Raw genomic sequence first — 17,514 nt, 5'->3', positions numbered from 1 at the left:
ACCCACCGGGTCCGCAACGGACTTGCTCCGGGTCCGCCCCGAGTCCCCGCTCCCCGCGATGCGAGGATGTGGCGTGAGGGAGGGTGGATGGGGCGCAGGGAGCGGGAGGCGGTCGCGCGGGCGGCGCGGCTGTACGAGGCGGCGCGGTCGCTGGCCGACGACCACGACAGGGCGGTCGAAGCGGCACGCGCGGCGCTGCAGCCGATCCAGGACGCGACGGTGGAGCAGGCGCTCGACGCCATACCGGTGGCGCGGCTGCAGGACGCCACGGGCGGTCGGCTGCGGCTGGGCAGTGTCGACAAGAGCGGGCTGCACACGGTCCGGCAGGTGCTCGACGCCGGTCCGTACCGGTTGCGGCAGGTCCCCGGAGTGGGTCAGCGGACCGCGGACCAGATCGTCGCGGCCGCTCGACAGCTGTCCGCCGCCGTGCACGAGACGGCGGCCGTACACATCGACGTCGACCACCCGGAGCCACGGACGACCGCGCTCGTCCAGGCCCTGCACGTGCTCGTGGAGGCGGGGCCGGAGGCCCGGCGCGCCGTCGACACGGCCGCCGCGCTGTCGAAGCGGCTCGGTCCCCTGCTCGCCGACGCCCGGCCCGCCGCCGGCCGGCTGAGCATGCTGGTGGCCGGGCAGGCGAAGAAGGCCCGCGCGCTGGAGGCGGTCGAGGAGATACGGACGCTGGTGGCGGAGGCGGAGCAGGCCGGCACCCCCGAGGCGCTCGCGCAGGCGTCGGTGGACCTGCTGCGCGGGACGTCGGCCGACCTCGCCGCCTGGGTGGACTTCGAACTGCGCTCCGCCGAGTACTACGGCCTGCTCGCCGAGATCTCCGGGCGCGCTCCGGACCCGGCCGCCGCCGAGGGGTTCCTGCCCGACGGCATCGCCGAGCGGGTGCGGGACCAGCAGCTCGACGACTCCCGGCTGCGGGTGTCGCTGCGCGGCTATCAGGCGTTCGGCGCCCGCTTCGCCCTGGCGCAGCGCCGGGTGATCCTCGGCGACGAGATGGGGCTCGGCAAGACCGTCCAGGCCATGGCCGCGCTGACGCATCTGGCCGCCGCAGGGCAGAGCCGCTTCATGGTCGTCTGCCCGGCGAGCGTGCTGGTGAACTGGACTCGGGAGATCGAGGCACGCACCTCGCTGCACGTCACTCCCCTGCACGGGCCGGACCGGCACGACGCGTTCGCCTACTGGAAGGGGCGCGGCGGCGTCGCCGTGACGACGTTCGACGCCCTGCGCGGATTCCCGGTGCCGGGCGGAGGAGAGATCGGGATGCTGGTGGTGGACGAGGCGCACGCCGTGAAGAACCCCAGGACCCTGCGGTCCCAGGCCGTCGCCCAGTGGGCCGGGCACTGCGAACGGGTCCTGTTCATGACGGGCACCCCGATGGAGAACCGGGTGGCCGAGTTCCGCAACCTGGTCCGGCTGCTCGACGAGACGGTGGCGGAGCGCATCGGCGACCAGGCCGGGGTGCCCGGCTCGGTGGCCTTCCGGAGGGCGGTCGCCCCTGTCTATCTGCGCCGCAACCAGGTGGACGTCCTCGCCGAACTGCCCGCCCTGCAGCAGACGGACGAGTGGGAGGAGCCCAGCGCCGCGGACGAGGAGGCGTACCGCGAGGCGGTGTGGTCCGGCAACTTCATGGCGATGCGCCGGGCCGCGTACGCCCGCCCGGAGAAGTCCGCCAAACTCGTCCGGCTCCGCGAGATCGTGCACGAGGCGGGCGAGAACGGGCTGAAGGTGGTGGTGTTCTCCAACTTCCGGGACGTCCTGGGCGTGGTGCGGGACGCGCTCGACACCGGGCCGCGGACCGGCGGGCCCGTGGTCGGCCCGCTCACCGGAAGCGTGCCGCCCGAGCGGCGCCAGGGGCTCGTCGACGCGTTCACGGCCGTGTCCGGTCCGGCGGTGCTGCTGGCCCAGATCCAGGCGGCGGGCGTCGGGCTCAACCTGCAGGCCGCCTCCGTCGTGATCATCTGCGAGCCCCAGATCAAGCCCACCGTCGAGCAGCAGGCGGTGGCACGGGCCCATCGCATGGGCCAGGTACGGCCGGTCCGGGTGCACCGTCTGCTGGCTCCGGGCGGCGTCGACGAGCAGATGGTGGAGATGCTGCGGCGAAAGGCCCGCCTGTTCGACCGATACGCCCGCCGCAGCGCGGTGGCGGAGGCGACCCCGGACGCCGTCGACGTGTCGGACACGGAGATGGCGCGGCAGATCGTCGCGGCGGAACAGAGCCGCCTGGGCTGCGGAAGCGGCCCCACAGGTGACGCCGACTCCAGCGAAGGCGTCGACGGCCGCACTTCTCCGGCCTAGGTCCTGTCGTCACACTCCCGTCGTCCGCCCGGGTTCGACGACAGGACCTAGGGCCGCCAGGAGTCGTCGTACCCGGGGTGGTCGGCGAACGGCACGGCGAGCAGGCGCAGCGTGGTGCAGGGTGATGGGAGGCCGGCCTCCTCGCGGCAGGTGCGGCAGCCGCCGTCGTTCCGTGTCCGGTGCTCCGCCAACAGCACCTGTTTCGCCTCCAGTTCGCGCAACACCCGGGCCGGATCGTGCCGGGCCACATGGGTGAGCAGCCGCACCGGGTCGGGGGCGCCGAACTGCACCATCGGCGTGTGCGTGGTCCCGCGGTCCTGGGAGGTGAGCACCTGCTCGATGTCGTCGGCCATGACGCCCCAGACGGCGCCGGGCGCGCCGGCGATCGCGTCGCGGGCCACCCGTTCCTCCTCCTCGTAGCGGGCCCGCAGAAACCGTTCGAGGGTCGCCGCCGTCATGCGGCACGCTCCCTTCGCCCCACCGACGCGGCCAACTCCCGCTGGTAGCCGGCGTACGCCGTGCGCAGGGCCTCTCCGGGCCAGTCGGCGGGGAGGAGTTCGGGCGGCAGGACCGGGTCGGTGAGCAGATGCCGTACGGCCGCGGCGTAGGCGGTGAGGCGGTCCGCCGGGGTCCGGGCGGCCGCCGTGCGGGCGAGCAGGGTCCGCGCGGTGGCCGCCCAGGCGTCCAGCGGCCAGAGCCGGGTCACCAGGTCGTGCGGGGGCTCGTCGGGGCGTGCGGTGTACGTCCGGGCGACGGAGTTCAGCGTGTCCGGCAGGGCGCGGTCGAGGTTGGCCGGGCGCAGCCACACGCCCTCGCGGAGTTCGGCCAGGCGCAGGGCGGTCAGCCGGGCGCGCAGTTCCGCGCGTTCGGCCGGGCCGCGGCCGGTCGCCGTGATCACCAGCATCTCCCAGTCGCCGCCCCACGCGCGCGTGCCGGGGCGCAGCGCCTCGTCCTGGCGCCGCTGGCGGGCCAGCAGCCGGTCACTGAGCCGATAGACGGCGTCGGTGCGGCGCAGGTCCCCGGCGGTCACCATCCGGCTCAGCGCGGCCCGCAGCGTGGAGCCGCCGACGCCGAAGGGCTCCACCAGCCGGACCAGGTCCTTCACCGGCAGCTCCGCCGGGTGCGCGCCGAGGAGCAGGCTCAGCACCACCGACCGCGCGGACAGCGGCCGCAGGCCTGGCTCCGCCGGCTCGAGCGAGACGTTCATGCGCATGGGCACGTACTGTACGTGGACTCCGTGTTGCACTATTGCTACAGCTGCAGGAAGAGTGCAACATGCTCTCATGGCCTCGATCCCCGCGCCCCCGCCGTCGCCGTCACCTTCGCCTTCGCCTTCGCAGTCACGGTCGACGTCGTCGTCTCCACCGCAGTACGCCACCCACGACGTCACCAATCAGGCCCCGCCGCTGGCTCCGTACGACGCCTCCGACGACCCTGCCCTGCTGGAGGGGCTGCGCCGGGAGGGGGCCGGGTGGGCCGAGGACGGCATCCGGCGGTTGGGAGCGCACGCCGGGAGCGCGGAGGCGCAGGAGTGGGGTGAGCTGGCGAACCGGTACGAGCCGGTGCTGCGCACGCACGACCGTTACGGCCATCGCGTCGACGAGGTGGAGTTCCACCCCAGCTGGCACCACCTGATGCGCACGGCGGTCGCCGAGGGACTGGCCGGGGCGCCGTGGGCGGACGAGCGACCCGGCGCCCATGTGGCCCGTACCGCGGGCGGACTGGTGTGGGGGCACACGGAGGCCGGGCACGGCTGCCCGACGTCGATGACGTACGCCGCCGTGCCCGCGCTGCGCGCCCAGCCGGATCTGGCCAAGGTCTACGAACCGCTGCTGACCAGCCGGGAGTACGACCCCGAACTGCGCGTGCCCACCGAGAAACCGGGCCTGCTCGCGGGCATGGGCATGACCGAGAAGCAGGGCGGCTCGGACGTCCGGACGAACACCACCGTGGCCACGCCCACCGGGGAGCCCGGGGTGTACACGCTGCGCGGGCACAAGTGGTTCACATCGGCGCCGATGTGCGACGTCTTCCTGGTGCTCGCGCAGGCCCCGGGGGGCCTGTCGTGCTTCCTGGTGCCGCGCGTGCTGCCGGACGGCAGCCGCAACACCTTCCGCATCCAGCGCCTGAAGGACAAGCTGGGCAACCGTTCCAACGCGTCCTCGGAGCCGGAGTTCGACCGGACCGTGGCCTGGCTGGTGGGTGCCGAGGGGCGGGGTGTGAAGACCATCATCGAGATGGTCAACTGCACCCGGCTGGACTGTGTGATGTCCTCCGCGACGCTGATGCGCAAGACGCTCGTCGAGGCGGGCCATCACGCCCGGTACCGCAGCGCCTTCGGTGCCCGGCTCGTCGAACAGCCGCTGATGCGCAACGTCCTGGCCGACCTCGCCCTGGAGTCGGAGGCGGCGACGACGCTCACGCTGCGGCTGGCCGGCGCCGCCGACCGCGCGATGCGCGGGGACGCCGGGGAGCGAGCCTTCCGGCGGATCGCCACCGCCGTCGGCAAGTACTGGGTGACCAAGCGGGGCCCGGCGTTCACCGCGGAGGCGCTGGAGTGCCTGGGCGGCAACGGCTACGTCGAGGACTCCGGCATGCCCCGGCACTACCGGGAGGCTCCGCTGCTGTCGATCTGGGAGGGCTCGGGCAACGTCAACGCGCTGGACGTGCTGCGCGCCCTCGGCCGTGAACCGGACACCGCCGAGGCCCTGTTCGCCGAACTCGCCCTCGCGCGCGGGGCGGACGCCCGCCTGGACGCGACCGCCGCGTCCTTGAGGGACGAGTTGGCCGAAACCGACCAGGTGGGCGCGCGCCGGCTGGTCGAGCGGATGGCGCTCGCCCTGCAGGCCTCCCTGCTGGTCCGGCACGCCCCGCACCCGGTGGCGGACGCCTTCTGCACGAGCCGGCTGGGCGGCGACTGGGGGCACGCTTTCGGCACCCTGCCCGCCGGTTCCGGCCTCGACACCATCCTGGAGCGCGCGCTGCCCGGCCTGAACTGATCCCTCCCCCGGGCGAGCACGAGCCCCGCGCACTCCTCCCGCCGGGCGGGCACGGGGCCCTCCCACACTGGCCGGTGACAGCCGACGGATCGCACACAGTCAGCGCGCGGTTCCGGTCCGTTGTCAGTGCCGTGGTGCACACTCGCGATCAGGTGGCGCTCGTCTGGGGAGGACAACGTGTTCACGGGGATCGACGAGGTCGACTGGGCCTCGCTGCAGCACGCGTACGGCAGCGCGGAGGACGTGCCCGGGTGGTTACGGGCGCTGGCCTCCGCGGACACCGCCGAGCGGGCGACCGCGCTCGACGGGATGTACGGCGCGCTGTACCACCAGGGATGTGTGTACGACTCGACGCTGGCCTGCGTCCCGTTCCTGCTCTCGCTCGTGGCCCGCGAGGAGCTGCCGGACCGGGGCGGCATCGTGGAACTGCTGGTCGGCATCGGCACGCAGAGCGCGGACGCAGACCTGCGGGCGCGAGAGGCGGTGTGCGCGGGCGCCGAGGTCTTCGTCGGGCTCGCCGGGGACCCGGACCCGGCGGTGCGCCGGGCGAGTGCCGGGGCCCTCGTGCACTTCCTGGCCGAGCCCGCGCGGATCCTGGACCTGTTACGGCAGCGGCTGCGGGCCGAGCGGGACGACCGCGTCCTGCTCGCCCTCACGGAGGCGCTGGGCCTGTTCGTCCGGCGGTACCCCGCGCACGCCGACGGTGCGGTGGACCTCCTGACCGAGCACAGTGCGCCGCCGTACGCGCCGGAGCTGCGGCTCGCCGCACTCGGGCAGCTCGCGCTGGTCGCGCCCGCCCGGCTGCCCGCAGAGCCGGTGCCGACGGCCGTCCGGCTGCTGCGGGAGCGCTCGGCGCATCGAGCCCGGGTGCCCGAGCCCCGCGCCGCCGACACCCTCGTCGGGCGCATACGGCGGCTGCGCCCGTCCGACGAGGAGGGCGCCCGTCTGCTGCGCACCCTGCACACCGCGCTCGGCGACCGCGTGACCGAGCGGACCGCACTGCTCGGCGGGCAGTTGACCAGTCCCGACCCGGTGGACCGGTGCAACGGGGTATGGATGGCGGCGGCACTGCTGCGCGGCTGGCGCGGCGACCACAGTGGCACGGTCCGGCTGCTCGGCGCTCAACTGGACGCGGAACAGGACCGGTTGCGGGACGCGGCGGTGACGGTCCTGGCGGAACTGTGCACGTCGGCCGCGCCCGCCGCGGACGCCCTGCACGCACTGGTCCGCGCCCGCCCCGACCTGTGGACGCACCGCTTCGAGCGCGACTCCCCCACGCTGGGCGGGCCGCTCAAGGCGCTGGCCAGGAGCGGCGATCCGCGCGCGGTCCCGCCCCTGGCCCAACTGCTGGCCGGCCCAGCCGCACCGCTGGACCTGGGCTTCGAGCTGGCCCACCTGGGCGCCGCCGCGGCCCCGCTCGCACCCGCGTTACGGCACCGGCTCCGCCGCATCCCGCTGTCCTCCCCCGCCGCCGCCCGGCTCGCCGCCCCGCTGCTGGCCGCGGTCGCGGCCGTAGGAGACGAGGAGGCGGTCCCGGAGGTGCTACGGCTGCTGTCGGGTGCCCCCGACCGGCTGGGGGCGCGGAACGCGATCGCGGGCCAGGCCATCGGGACCCTGGAGACCCTGAGCGGCGCCGCTCAGGCAGCGCCGACACTCCGCGCGCTCCTGCGCACCCGGCACGCCGCCGCAGCGGCCGGCGCGCTCTGGTCGGCGCGGGAGGACGTCGACGTCGTACTCCCGGTGCTGCTACGGGAGTTGACCCAGGGTGATCCGGCGCACCGGCGGCTGGCCGCAGGTCAGCTCGGCCGACTGGGGCCGGCCGCGCGCGCCGCGCTGCCCGCGCTGCGCCGGATGCCCCGCTCGTGGCCCGCGCGGGAGCGGGTGGCGGCCGCGTGCGCGCTGTGGCGCATCGAGGGGGACCCTGAGCCGGTCCTGCCCGTGTTCCGGGCGGCCTGGGCCGAGGACCCGCACACCCGCACCCCGATCGCCCACTGCCTCACCACGATGGGCCCGGCCGCCGCGCCCCTACGGCACTTGGTGGCGGCCGAGTTGTCCGCCCCACGCCGCCACCGTGCCCACGCGGGCGGATTCGGCGGCCGAGGCATACCGGAGGACGAAGCCCTGCTGAGAGCCTGCCGGAAGGCGCTGACGGAGATGGAGATGTAGATGCAGCAGCGGCACGGCAGACACGCGCCCGAGCAGCCGAGTTCGGGGGAGGTGGCTGTTCACCTCGGGCACGCGGACACTCCACCCGTGCGGCTGAACAGCCCACCCCGGGCGGGCTTCAATCGGTGCGGTGGAGCGACGTGGGGCAACGCACCCCGGGCGGCTCTCAACCAGTGCGGTGGAGCGACGTGGACGAGCGCACCCCGGGCGGCCCTCAGCCGGTGCGGTGGACCGGCACACGCCGGGAAGCCTGAGCCGGAGCCGGAGCCGTAGAGCGACCCACCCGGGGCAGACCTCAGCCGCCGCAGCGGCTGGCGCGCCCCGGGCAAGCCTCAGCTCAGCCGGTGTGATCGCCCAACACGCCCAGGGCAGGCCTCAGCTCAGCCGGTGCGGTGGCTCAACACACTCAGGGCAGGCCTCAGCCGGACCGGCGGTCGTGGTCGGACCAGCCGCCCCACTGGGGTCCCAGCCGTGCCCATTCCGTGTCCCAGGCGGCCATGCGGCGCCGTTCCAGCCGGCCGCGCACGGCGAGGCCGGCGCCGAAGGGGACGGCCGCCGCGCTCACGCCCACCAGGCAGCCGATCAGCGCGCCGCGGAAGTCGGCCTCGGCGGCGGAGGTGGGGCGGTTGACGAGACGGCCCTGCGGGTCGGTCCAGACGGTGACCGGCGTGCCGGCCTTGCTGCCGGGCCGCACCCGGACCTGCCCGGTGTGGGCGGAGCCGTCGGCCACGGTCCAGCGCACCTTGGCCCAGACCCGTTCACCGGCGGAGGTGTGACCGTGTCCGGGGGAGGTTCCCGGCGCGCGGCGCACGACACGGGCCACGACGGGACGCCAGTCCGCCCGCTCCTCGGCGAGTCCGTGCTCCACCGAGCGGGCCGCCAGAAGGCCGGCCGAGACTCCCGCCAGGACGGTCAGTAGCCAGGCACCGAGGAGCACCCAGGCCTCCACCACGTCGGCCCGGCGTTTGAGCGGGCTGCGCCGCCAGCGCCACAGCCACGCCTTCGGACCACGGATCGCCTTCAAAGGCATCCTCCTCACGAGCGCACCGACCGGCCGGAACGCCCTCCCATACGCGGGAGATCGCCCCGTTGCTCACGAAGCCGTCTCCTCGACGGTCGCACGAGGCACCCCGGTCGCGCAGGCGCATGCCGCAACGGACCGCGGCCGATCTCCGTCAGCTACCGACGACACCGCTCTGACCTGCGGAAACATGCACGGCAGGGGAGAGTGTCAGTGGTGGGGTGCAGACTGGCCGATAACCGACGACTACCTGTCTCACTACTACCTGGACGAAGGCGTCCCGGAGGTGATCGGCATGACCGAGGTACTGCTGGCGGTGGGCACCCGCAAGGGGCTGTTCATCGGGCGGCGAAGCGCCCGCGCCGCCTGGGAGTTCGACGACAGTCCCTACTTCAACGCACAGGCGGTCTACTCGGTCGCCATCGACACCCGCGAGGACCGGCCGCGGCTGCTGGCGGGCGGCGACAGCGCCCACTGGGGTCCGTCGGTCTTCCACTCCGACGACCTCGGCCGCACCTGGGCCGAACCGCCCCGGCCTGCCGTCAAGTTCCCCAAGGACACCGGTGCTTCCCTGGAGCGCGTCTGGCAGCTGCACCCGGCGGCGGCCGAGCCCGGCGTGGTCTACGCGGGCACGGAACCGGCGGCGCTGTACCGCTCGGAGGACCGCGGCGAGAGCTTCGAGCTGGTCCGACCCCTGTGGGAGCATCCGACGCGCTCGCGCTGGGTGCCGGGCGGCGGCGGTGAGGGCCTGCACACCGTGCTCACGGACGCCCGCGATCCCCTGGCGGTGACCGTGGCCGTCTCGACGGCCGGGGTGTTCCGCTCAACCGACGGTGGCGCGAGCTGGGTGCCGTCCAACTCCGGTGTGTCCGCGGTGTTCCTGCCGGATCCGAACCCGGAGTTCGGCCAGTGCGTGCACAAGATCGCCAAGGACGCGGGCGACCCGGACCGGCTGTATCTGCAGAACCACTGGGGGGTGTACAGAAGCGACGACGCGGGCGCGCACTGGACCGACATCGGCGCCGATCTGCCGTCCACGTTCGGTTTCGCGGTGGCCGCCCATCCGCACCGGGCCGACACGGCCTACGTCTTCCCGATCAACGCCGACGCGGACCGGGTGCCCGCCGAGCACCGGTGCCGGGTCTTCCGCACCACGGACGCGGGCCGGACCTGGGAGCCGCTGGCCAAGGGCCTGCCGGAGGAGGATCACTACGGCACGGTCCTGCGCGACGCCCTGTGCACGGACGATGCCGACCCGGCGGGCGTGTACTTCGGCAACCGCAACGGCGAGGTGTTCGCGTCGGCCGACGACGGCGACAGCTGGCAGCAGCTGGCCGGACATCTGCCGGACGTGCTGTGCGTACGGGCGGCGGTGATCGGCTGAGGCGTGATCGACGGACAGCTGATCGACCGAGAGGTGACGACGAGAGGTGATCTACCGGGAGGTGATCTATCGAGAGGTGGCATACCGAGACGTGATGAGCCGAGAGGGGACCGGCCCCATGGGGCATCGGGCTGAGACTCACGGGCGGGCCGCAAGGGGTGTCGGCTCGTCGAGCTTCGGCCATCGCTTGATCGCCTCCCTGTGCGCGGCAGTAGGGTGACGCCCGTGGCACCACGACCCTTGCATGAAATCGTCGAACCGGGCTGGGCGAAGGCCCTGGAACCCGTCGCCGGACGGATCGCCGAGATGGGCGACTTCCTGCGCACGGAGATCGCCGCGGGGCGCACCTACCTCCCGGCCGGACCCAACGTCCTGCGGGCCTTCCAACAGCCCTTCGACGACGTACGGGTGTTGATCGTCGGTCAGGACCCGTATCCGACCCCGGGGCACGCGGTGGGCCTGTCGTTCTCGGTCGCGCCCGAGGTACGCCCGCTGCCACCCAGCCTGATCAACATCTTCCGTGAGCTGAACACCGACCTGGGGCTGCCCCAGCCGGCCAACGGCGACCTGACGCCGTGGACCCAGCAGGGCGTCCTGCTGCTCAACAGGGCGCTGACCACGGCGCCGCGCAGCCCGGCCGCCCACCGCGGCAAGGGCTGGGAGGAGGTCACCGAGCAGGCGATCCGGGCGCTGGCGGCACGTGGCAAGCCGCTGGTGTCCATCCTGTGGGGGCGTGACGCGCGCAATCTGCGGCCGCTGCTGGGCAGCCTGCCGGCAGTGGAGTCCGCGCATCCCTCACCGATGTCGGCCGACCGCGGCTTCTTCGGTTCGCGCCCGTTCAGCCGCGCCAACGACTTGCTGGTCCAGCAGGGCGGACAGCCGGTGGACTGGCGCCTGCCGTGACCGTCCCGGGCTATCTGGCGGTGGACTCCGGAGGCTCCGGTCTCCGGGTCGCCGTCGGTGTGCCGGACCAGGCACCCGCCGCACAGCGGGAGTCACGGGAACCGGTTCGCACGGGTGCGCGGGGCATCGATCCGGGCCATCTGATGACCCAACTCGTCCCGCTGGCCCGCGCCTTGGCCGTTGAGGCCGGAGTGGACGCGCTGGACACGGCCGTCGTCGGCGCCGCCGGGTTCGCCAGCCTGGGCGACGAGCTGCGGGCGGAACTGCCGGGCGCCCTCGCCCGCGAGCTGGGCGTACGGCGCGTAGCGCTCGCCGCCGACGCCGTCACCGCCTATGTCGGCGCCCTCGGGCCGCGTCCGGGCGCGGTGCTCGCCGCGGGCACCGGGCTGATCGCCGTCGGCACCGATCTGACGTCCTGGCGACGGGCCGACGGCTGGGGGCATCTGCTCGGCGACTGCGGCAGCGGCGCCTGGATCGGACGGGCCGGCCTGGAGGCGGCGCTGCGCGCCCACGACGGCCGGGACGGCGGCTCCGCTGCGCTGCTGGGCTGCGCGGAGCAGCGGTTCGGCCCGGTGCCCGGCCTGCCGGGGCAGCTCTATCCCCGCTCCGACCGGCCCGCCGTACTGGCCTCCTTCGCACCCGAGGTGGCCGGGTGCGCCGCGCACGACCCGGTCGCCGCGCGCATCCTGCGGGCCGCGGCCCGGCACATGGCCGAGTCGGCCGCGGCCGTGTGCCCGGCGCAGGGGGTACCGCAAGTGGCGCTCACCGGTGGACTGTTCCGCCTGGGCGACCCCCTCCTCGACCCCCTGCGGGAGGAGCTGGCGGCCCGGCTGCCGCATGCCCGGCAGGTACCGGCCGAGGGTGATCCGCTGCACGGCTCGGTACGGATCGCGACCGATCTGGCGGCCGGGCGGCTCACCCTGCCGGGTGAATCGACCATGCTCCATGTGATCTCCGTACGACGGGATTGAGTTCACTATTGAGTTCACCGTAAAAGCGGCCTGTTCCCCCTTATGGAGCTTTTGTCGCCCCATGTGCTCGGCACGTGCCCGGAACATGTGTCCTTAGCGTGTAACTCATCAGACAAAACCGGACGGAAACCGCTCACCTGCACCCTCCCCGAACGGAGGAACCCCCGAAGCCAGTAACATGCGGCGCCATGAGCTCCCCCACTGGACCCGAGTCCGGCCTGCCAGTACGAATGCCGCGACCCCGCCAGCCCGGACGGCACCGCCGCCCGGAGCCGCTGGTGGCTCCCGAGGGCGCGCCCACGCTCGCCCTCGCGGTGCCCGGTGCGCCCAGCGCTGCCACGCGCGGCCTCGCCGAGGAGGTCGTGAGCATCGCCCGCTCCGAGCTGCCCGGACTGGACGCCCGGATCGGGTACCTGGACGGGGACGACGCCGAGTTCCCCACGCTTCGGTCCGTGCTGGCGCGGGCCGCGGAGGAGCGGGCGGCCCGTTACGAGCAGGCCGTCGCCGCCGGGCTCGAAGGCGTCAAGGAGCCCGACGGCCCGGTCGCCGTCGTCGTGCCGCTGCTGGCCGGTCCGGACAGTGCCCTGCTGCGGCAGATCCGTCAGGCCGTGATGGACAGCCGGGTCGCGGCCGATCTGACCGACGTCCTCGGTCCGCACCCGCTGCTCGCCGAGGCGCTGCACGTGCGACTGTCCGAGGCGAGTCTGGCCCGCGCCGACCGTGCGCGCCTGTTCACCGTGGCCACCGCCGCGGACGGCATCATCCTGGCGTCCGTGGGGGGCGAGGAGGCGGTGCAGGCGGCCGGGATCACCGGCATGCTGCTCGCCGCGCGCCTGGCCGTGCCGGTGATGGCCGCGGCCCTGGACCAGGACGGTTCGATCGCCTCCGTCGCCGAGCAGCTGCGTTCCTCAGGCTCGCAGCAGCTGGCCCTGGCGCCGTATCTGATCGGCCCGGAGATCGACCCGGCGCTGCTGGCGACGGCCGCCCAGGAGGCGGGCTGTGCCACGGCCGAGGCGCTGGGCGCGTACCCGGCGATCGGCAAGCTCGCCCTCGCCAAGTACACGACAGCGCTGGGCATCACCCCCCAGCAGCCCCAGGGCATGCCGGTCCGCTGACCCGCGCCCACGGCACCCGTACGGCGGAGGGCCCGCTCCACACTTCGGAGCGGGCCCTCCGCCGTGCCGGGGCCTCAGCCGACGACGCCGTGCCGTGCGGGATACAGCGGACGATGCCGGCTCGGCCAGACCTCGGCCGACCACACCTCGGCCGACCACACCATGACCGCCACGCCTCAGCCGATGACTCCGCGCCGCGCCGCGCAAGACCTCAGCCGAAGACGATGCAGGAGGCCGCGGGGACCCGTACCGCGCCGTCGTAGCGGGGCAGTCCCGTCGTCTCGTCGACGGCGAACCACGCCACGTCCCCGGAGCGCTCGTTGGCCGTGTAGAGGAAGCCGTCGCGTTCGGCGAGCGCGCGTGGCCAGCGGCCGCCGCAGGGCACCGTGCCGATCAGCCGGAGTCCGTCGCCCTCGACGGCGAGGACCGACAGGACGTCCTCGCCACGGGTCGCGGTCCATACGAAACGGCCGTCGGGCGACACCACGATCCCCGACGGATAGGCGTCGCCGGCCGGGGCGCCGGGCAGCACGGGGATCTCGGTCAGCGGCCTGAGGGAGCCCGCCTCGGCGTCCCAGCGGCACACGGTCACCGTCGGGGTGAGTTCGTTGACGACGTAGGCGTGCGCGCCGTCCGGATGGAACGCCAGATGGCGGGGGCCGGAGCCGGGGCGCAGGGCGAACTCGCGGTGCAGGGCGGGAGCGCCGTCCGCGAGGGTGCAGACCCGTACCGAGTCCGTGCCGAGGTCGACGCTCACGGCCCACCGCCCGCTCGGGTCGGCCTGCACCTGATGGGCGTGCGGGCCGCGCTGCCGCCGGTCGTGCGGGCCGGAGCCGGTGTGCTGGAGCCGTCCGGAGGGCTTTGCGGCGAGCGTGCCGTCCGGCCGCAGGGGTACGGCGGTGACGCTGCCGCAGCCGTAGTTGGCGGTCAGCACGTGCCCTGCGTACAGGCCGAGGTGAGTCGGTCCGCTGCCGTCCACCGACACGGTCGGTCCGGCGAGTTCCGGCCGGTCGCCGTCGACACGGTAGGCGGCTACGGCGCCCTCCGCGATCTCGCTGACCGCGTAGAGCGTCCCGCCGTCCGGCGACAGGACCAGGTAGGACGGGTCGCGTACGTCGTTCACGGCGATGCCGAGGGTGAGGGCGCCGCCCTCCGGCACGACATCGGCGGTCACGAGGCCGGGGCCGCCCGCTGCCGTGAAGGAGCCGATGAACGCCCGGCGCCTGCCGGACCTGCCGCCCTGTGCCACCGCTGTCCCCTCTCGGTCGAGCCCGTCCGGGGCCGACGGTAGCAGTCGATCAAGGCGGTCTAGACCAAGGGGCGGGTGTGGGGCGAGATTGTTTTCCCCGGTTTTCCTCGCGCGCCCATGCACCGGCGCCGCACACCTCCGAAGGCGCCCGTCTCAGGCGCCCACGAGCCGCGTCCCGAAGGTGCCTGACCCAGACCCCGACCAGCCACACCCTCGACGGCACCCGCCTCGGACCCCGACCAGCCCCCCGACGGGCACCGCCTCAGACCCCCACCAGCCACACCCCCGACGGGCACGGCCTCACACCTCCACCAGCCACGCCCCTCGACGGCACCGCCTCACACCCCGACCAGCCAACCCTCGACGGGCACCGCCCGACGTCCCCACCAGCCACACCCACCGACGGGCACCACCTCACACCCCCACCAACCGCGACCCCGACGGAGCCCGCAGGGGCTCGGCCAAGTCGGCGAGGGCTCGTTCCAGGCCGTACAGGTGGGCCAGCGCGGGTTCGGCGGGCGGCTCGGCGGGGTGGTGGACGGGCTCCGGGCGGCTCGTGGTGAGCGCCTCGACCGCGGCCTCCACCCGCCGGCAGGCCGCGGTCAGCCGGGCATCGTGGGAAGCCTCGGGATCGGCGGCGACCGCCACCAGGCCACGGACCTCGCGGGCGCAGTCGTCGAGGAGCGCTAGGACGCGGCGGGCGCGCGCTTTGCGGGCCGGCATCGGGTTCAGCGGATGGACCAGCGGGGCCACCGAAAGCCGTACCCGGCCGAGCAACTGCTCCAGTTCGGCCACGCGCGGCGCCGGGTCGGCGGTCGCGGAACCCCCGAGCCGGGCCGCGACCTCTGCCGTGCAGGCGTGGACGCAGCGCAGCGCCCGCTGGATCCAGGCGTCCGTGATGGCGTGGGTGGTGACCGGCAGGACGAACAGCACGGCGAGCGCGGCGCCGAGCGCGCCCACTCCGGTCTCGGCGACGCGCAGCGCGAGCAGGCCGGGGCTCAGGACGCCGAGGAGGCCGTAGAGCAGTTCGGCGAGCAGGGTCACGCAGAGCATCATCCAGGTGTAGGAGACGGCGGCCGTGTAGAAGATCCCGAAGACCGCGACGGCGACGAGGACGGCCGTCGGGACCGGCGCCCCGCCCACGGGTACGGCGACGAGGAAGCCCAGGCAGATGCCGATCACCGTGCCGAGGACCCGGCGGAAGCCGCGGACCAGCGTCTCGCCGCGCGAGGCGGTGTTGACGAAGATCCACCAGGTGGCGCCGACGGCCCAGTACCAGCGCTGCCCGGACACCAGCTGGCCCACGACCAGCGCGAAGCCCGCACCCGCGGTCGCCTGCACGGCCTGCCGGGTGGTCACCCGCGCCAGGCCCCGTCCGGCGGGCGGGGCGGGTACGGGGGCCGGGGGCAGCCGGCGCTCGTAGCACCACACGCCGAAGCGCACCACGGCCGCGCTGAGCACGGACAGCAGGACGGCGGCGTACAGCTGGGGCAGCTGCGCCGGGGTGGCGTGCAGGAACTGGGCCACGAAGAAGGTCATGAAGGCGAACACGCCGAGGCTGTGCCCGCGCGGGCCCCAGCGGCGCGCGTACACCCCGGCGCCGACGACGGCCAGGAAGGCCAGGTCGCGGGCGACGGGAACGGCGTGCAGCTCGGCCGCGGCGGCCAGCACCGGCACGCCCACGGCGGGCAGCAGCGCGGTGGTGACCGCCTGTCCGCGCACGGTCGGGTCGGCGACGGTGAACAGGGTGAGCAGCGCGGCGAGGCCACCGGTGACCGCGCCGACGACGGAGTGTCCGGCGAGAAGACAGACGGCGACCGCCAGGCCGGTGCCGAGGACGGCCCGCGCGGCGAAGCGCAACCGCGCCCGGCCCGGGTCCGGAGCCACGAACATCCTCTTCAGCACTGCTGCCCTCCCCAGGGAACACCGGCACGGAAAAGGCGCCGCGGGGACCCGCAGCGCCATCGACGTGTCCATGAGAGCATCACCGAGGTCACTGGCTCAAGCGTGCTCCGAATCGCTGAGCCATTGGCCCAGCGGAGCGCGGGCGATCACGCCGACCGGAAAGCCAACGGACCAGGTCGGACGGCATACCCGGACGCCTGGCCGCTGAGCCATTGGTACAGTCGTCCATCATGGCCGTGGACGAACTCGACACCCGCATCCTGCGGCTGCTCCTGGAGCAGCCGCGCACCAGCGTGCGCGAGTACGCCCGCATCCTCGGCGTCGCCCGCGGCACGCTCCAGGCCCGGCTGGAGCGCATGGAACGGAACGGGGTGATCACCGGCACGGGCCCCTCCCTCTCCCCCTCCGCCCTCGGCCATCCGGTGCTGGCGTTCGTGCACATCGAGGTCACCCAGGGCCACCTGGACGACGTGGGGGACGCGCTGGCCGCCGTGCCGGAGATCGTGGAGGCGTTCTCGATCACGGGCGGCGGGGATCTGCTCGCCCGGGTGGTGGGCCGGGACAACGCCCATCTGGAGGACGTCATCCAGAAGCTGATCAGCCTGCCGGGCGTGGTGCGCACCCGCACCGAGGTCGCGCTGCGCGAGCGCGTCCCGTACCGGCTGCTGCCGCTGGTGGAGTCGGTGGGCCGGTCGGCTCGCACCTGACGGCCCGCCCCTTGGCATGCTGGACGGCATGAGCGAGCTCGGCGCCCTCGCGGCCATCTTCGATCTCGACGGGACGCTGGTGGACAGCGAGCCGAACTACTACAAGGCGAGCCGGCAGATCCTGGCCGAGCACGGCGTCCCCGACTACACCTGGGCGGACCACCAGAGCTACGTCGGGATCAGCACCCGGGAGACGGCGGCGATCTGGCGGGAGCGCTACGGCCTGCGCGCCCCGCTGGACGAACTGCTGGCCGCGACGAACCGGCGCTACCTGGAACTGGCCCGCGCCCACACACGCGTGTATCCGGAGATGCGCAAGTTCGTGGAACTGCTGGCCGCCGAAGGCGTGCCGATGGCGGTCGCCTCGGGCTCCTCTCCGGAGACCATCGACGCGATCCTGGCGGGCACCGGCCTGGACGCGTTCCTGCGTACGGCGGTCTCGGCCGACGAGGTCCCGCACGGCAAGCCCGCCCCCGACGTCTTCCTGGAGGCGGCCCGGCGGCTCGGCGCGGACCCCGCGCACTGCGTGGTCCTGGAGGATGCGGCACCGGGCGCGGCCGCCGCCCACGCGGCCGGCATGCGCTGCATCGCGATCCCGTACGTGCCCGCGCAGGCCGACGCACCCGAGTTCGCCACCGCGGGCCTGCTGCTGCGCGGCGGCCAGCCGGAGTTCACGGCGCAGTCGGCGTACGCGTGGCTCCGCGGGACACCCGCCTGACCGGCACCACCTGACCGGCAACATCCGTACCCGACAGGACTGTTGACGCCCCTTCGACCCTTCTCTATCGTC

General features: G+C 74.1%; 14 protein-coding genes. 9 read left to right on the top strand and 5 right to left on the bottom strand.

The annotated features are described in order from the left end of the window. Window positions 1-87 precede the first annotated feature (87 nt). A complete protein-coding gene (locus AB5L52_RS38120) occupies window positions 88-2,304 on the top strand; it encodes a DEAD/DEAH box helicase (protein ID WP_369367935.1) in 2,217 nt (738 codons plus the stop codon). A gap of 47 nt (window positions 2,305-2,351) precedes the next feature. Here the strand turns inward: AB5L52_RS38120 and AB5L52_RS38115 are convergent, their stop codons facing one another. Both AB5L52_RS38115 and AB5L52_RS38110 read right to left on the bottom strand, forming a co-directional pair. Next, complete coding sequence (locus tag AB5L52_RS38115; RefSeq protein WP_369367933.1) at window positions 2,352-2,762, bottom strand: DUF6221 family protein; 411 nt, start codon at window positions 2,760-2,762, stop codon at window positions 2,352-2,354. Beyond that, on the bottom strand, window positions 2,759-3,517 hold the full coding sequence (locus AB5L52_RS38110) for a PaaX family transcriptional regulator C-terminal domain-containing protein (protein ID WP_369367932.1): 759 nt from the start codon (window positions 3,515-3,517) through the stop codon (window positions 2,759-2,761). Before AB5L52_RS38110 ends, AB5L52_RS38115 begins: the two co-directional genes overlap by 4 nt. A gap of 70 nt (window positions 3,518-3,587) precedes the next feature. Between AB5L52_RS38110 and AB5L52_RS38105 the strand changes: the two genes are divergently transcribed. Beyond that, the gene (locus tag AB5L52_RS38105) at window positions 3,588-5,303 is read left to right on the top strand and encodes a DNA alkylation response protein (protein WP_369367931.1); all 1,716 of its coding nucleotides are present in this window, start codon (window positions 3,588-3,590) and stop codon (window positions 5,301-5,303) included. A gap of 177 nt (window positions 5,304-5,480) precedes the next feature. Beyond that, window positions 5,481-7,469 carry a HEAT repeat domain-containing protein gene (locus AB5L52_RS38100; protein WP_369367930.1) on the top strand — a complete coding sequence of 663 codons (1,989 nt, stop codon included), beginning with the start codon at window positions 5,481-5,483 and terminating at the stop codon, window positions 7,467-7,469. Window positions 7,470-7,887: 418 nt separating this feature from the next. Here the strand turns inward: AB5L52_RS38100 and AB5L52_RS38095 are convergent, their stop codons facing one another. After that, window positions 7,888-8,499, bottom strand: coding sequence for a hypothetical protein (locus tag AB5L52_RS38095; RefSeq protein WP_369367929.1), 612 nt, complete (start codon window positions 8,497-8,499; stop codon window positions 7,888-7,890). A gap of 286 nt (window positions 8,500-8,785) precedes the next feature. On the opposite strand from AB5L52_RS38095, the gene AB5L52_RS38090 reads away from it, so the two are divergent. From AB5L52_RS38090 to AB5L52_RS38075, 4 genes are all read left to right on the top strand, one after another. Continuing rightward, window positions 8,786-9,874, top strand: a complete 1,089-nt coding sequence (locus tag AB5L52_RS38090) for a sialidase family protein (RefSeq protein ID WP_351565337.1) — start codon at window positions 8,786-8,788, stop codon at window positions 9,872-9,874. Between the two features lie 225 nt (window positions 9,875-10,099). Beyond that, window positions 10,100-10,777, top strand: a complete 678-nt coding sequence (locus tag AB5L52_RS38085; RefSeq protein ID WP_351020146.1) for a uracil-DNA glycosylase — start codon at window positions 10,100-10,102, stop codon at window positions 10,775-10,777. Beyond that, window positions 10,774-11,748: a BadF/BadG/BcrA/BcrD ATPase family protein gene (locus AB5L52_RS38080; RefSeq protein WP_351565340.1), complete on the top strand. Its 975-nt coding sequence runs from the start codon at window positions 10,774-10,776 to the stop codon at window positions 11,746-11,748. The genes AB5L52_RS38085 and AB5L52_RS38080 overlap by 4 nt, the downstream gene beginning before the upstream one ends. Before the next feature lie 230 nt (window positions 11,749-11,978). Then, window positions 11,979-12,863, top strand: a complete 885-nt coding sequence (locus AB5L52_RS38075; protein WP_369367928.1) for a sirohydrochlorin chelatase — start codon at window positions 11,979-11,981, stop codon at window positions 12,861-12,863. Window positions 12,864-13,074: 211 nt separating this feature from the next. Here the strand turns inward: AB5L52_RS38075 and AB5L52_RS38070 are convergent, their stop codons facing one another. Continuing rightward, window positions 13,075-14,112, bottom strand: coding sequence for a lactonase family protein (locus AB5L52_RS38070; protein ID WP_351020142.1), 1,038 nt, complete (start codon window positions 14,110-14,112; stop codon window positions 13,075-13,077). Window positions 14,113-14,526: 414 nt separating this feature from the next. Then, entirely contained in the window at window positions 14,527-16,017 is a 1,491-nt protein-coding gene (locus AB5L52_RS38065) for an FUSC family protein (RefSeq protein ID WP_369367927.1), read from the bottom strand. 230 nt (window positions 16,018-16,247) lie between these two features. Here AB5L52_RS38065 and AB5L52_RS38060 point away from each other — a divergent pair, with 230 nt between their 5' ends. Together AB5L52_RS38060 and AB5L52_RS38055 are read left to right on the top strand one after the other, a co-directional pair. After that, complete coding sequence (locus AB5L52_RS38060) at window positions 16,248-16,724, top strand: Lrp/AsnC family transcriptional regulator (protein ID WP_369367926.1); 477 nt, start codon at window positions 16,248-16,250, stop codon at window positions 16,722-16,724. A gap of 28 nt (window positions 16,725-16,752) precedes the next feature. Then, entirely contained in the window at window positions 16,753-17,442 is a 690-nt protein-coding gene (locus tag AB5L52_RS38055) for an HAD family phosphatase (protein WP_351565352.1), read from the top strand. Window positions 17,443-17,514 lie beyond the last annotated feature (72 nt).

The organism is Streptomyces sp. CG4 (assembly GCF_041080655.1).
GTDB lineage: Bacteria > Actinomycetota > Actinomycetes > Streptomycetales > Streptomycetaceae > Streptomyces.
This window is presented reverse-complemented; position numbering and strand designations above follow the sequence as displayed.

Coding starts and splice junctions, on each gene's coding strand:
- AB5L52_RS38115 (WP_369367933.1), bottom strand. CDS start 2,762: ATGACGGCGGCGACCCTCGAACGGTTTCTGCGGGCCCGCTACGAGGAG.
- AB5L52_RS38060 (WP_369367926.1), top strand. CDS start 16,248: ATGGCCGTGGACGAACTCGACACCCGCATCCTGCGGCTGCTCCTGGAG.
- AB5L52_RS38055 (WP_351565352.1), top strand. CDS start 16,753: ATGAGCGAGCTCGGCGCCCTCGCGGCCATCTTCGATCTCGACGGGACG.
- AB5L52_RS38120 (WP_369367935.1), top strand. CDS start 88: ATGGGGCGCAGGGAGCGGGAGGCGGTCGCGCGGGCGGCGCGGCTGTAC.
- AB5L52_RS38095 (WP_369367929.1), bottom strand. CDS start 8,499: ATGCCTTTGAAGGCGATCCGTGGTCCGAAGGCGTGGCTGTGGCGCTGG.
- AB5L52_RS38105 (WP_369367931.1), top strand. CDS start 3,588: ATGGCCTCGATCCCCGCGCCCCCGCCGTCGCCGTCACCTTCGCCTTCG.
- AB5L52_RS38090 (WP_351565337.1), top strand. CDS start 8,786: ATGACCGAGGTACTGCTGGCGGTGGGCACCCGCAAGGGGCTGTTCATC.
- AB5L52_RS38075 (WP_369367928.1), top strand. CDS start 11,979: ATGCCGCGACCCCGCCAGCCCGGACGGCACCGCCGCCCGGAGCCGCTG.
- AB5L52_RS38110 (WP_369367932.1), bottom strand. CDS start 3,517: ATGCGCATGAACGTCTCGCTCGAGCCGGCGGAGCCAGGCCTGCGGCCG.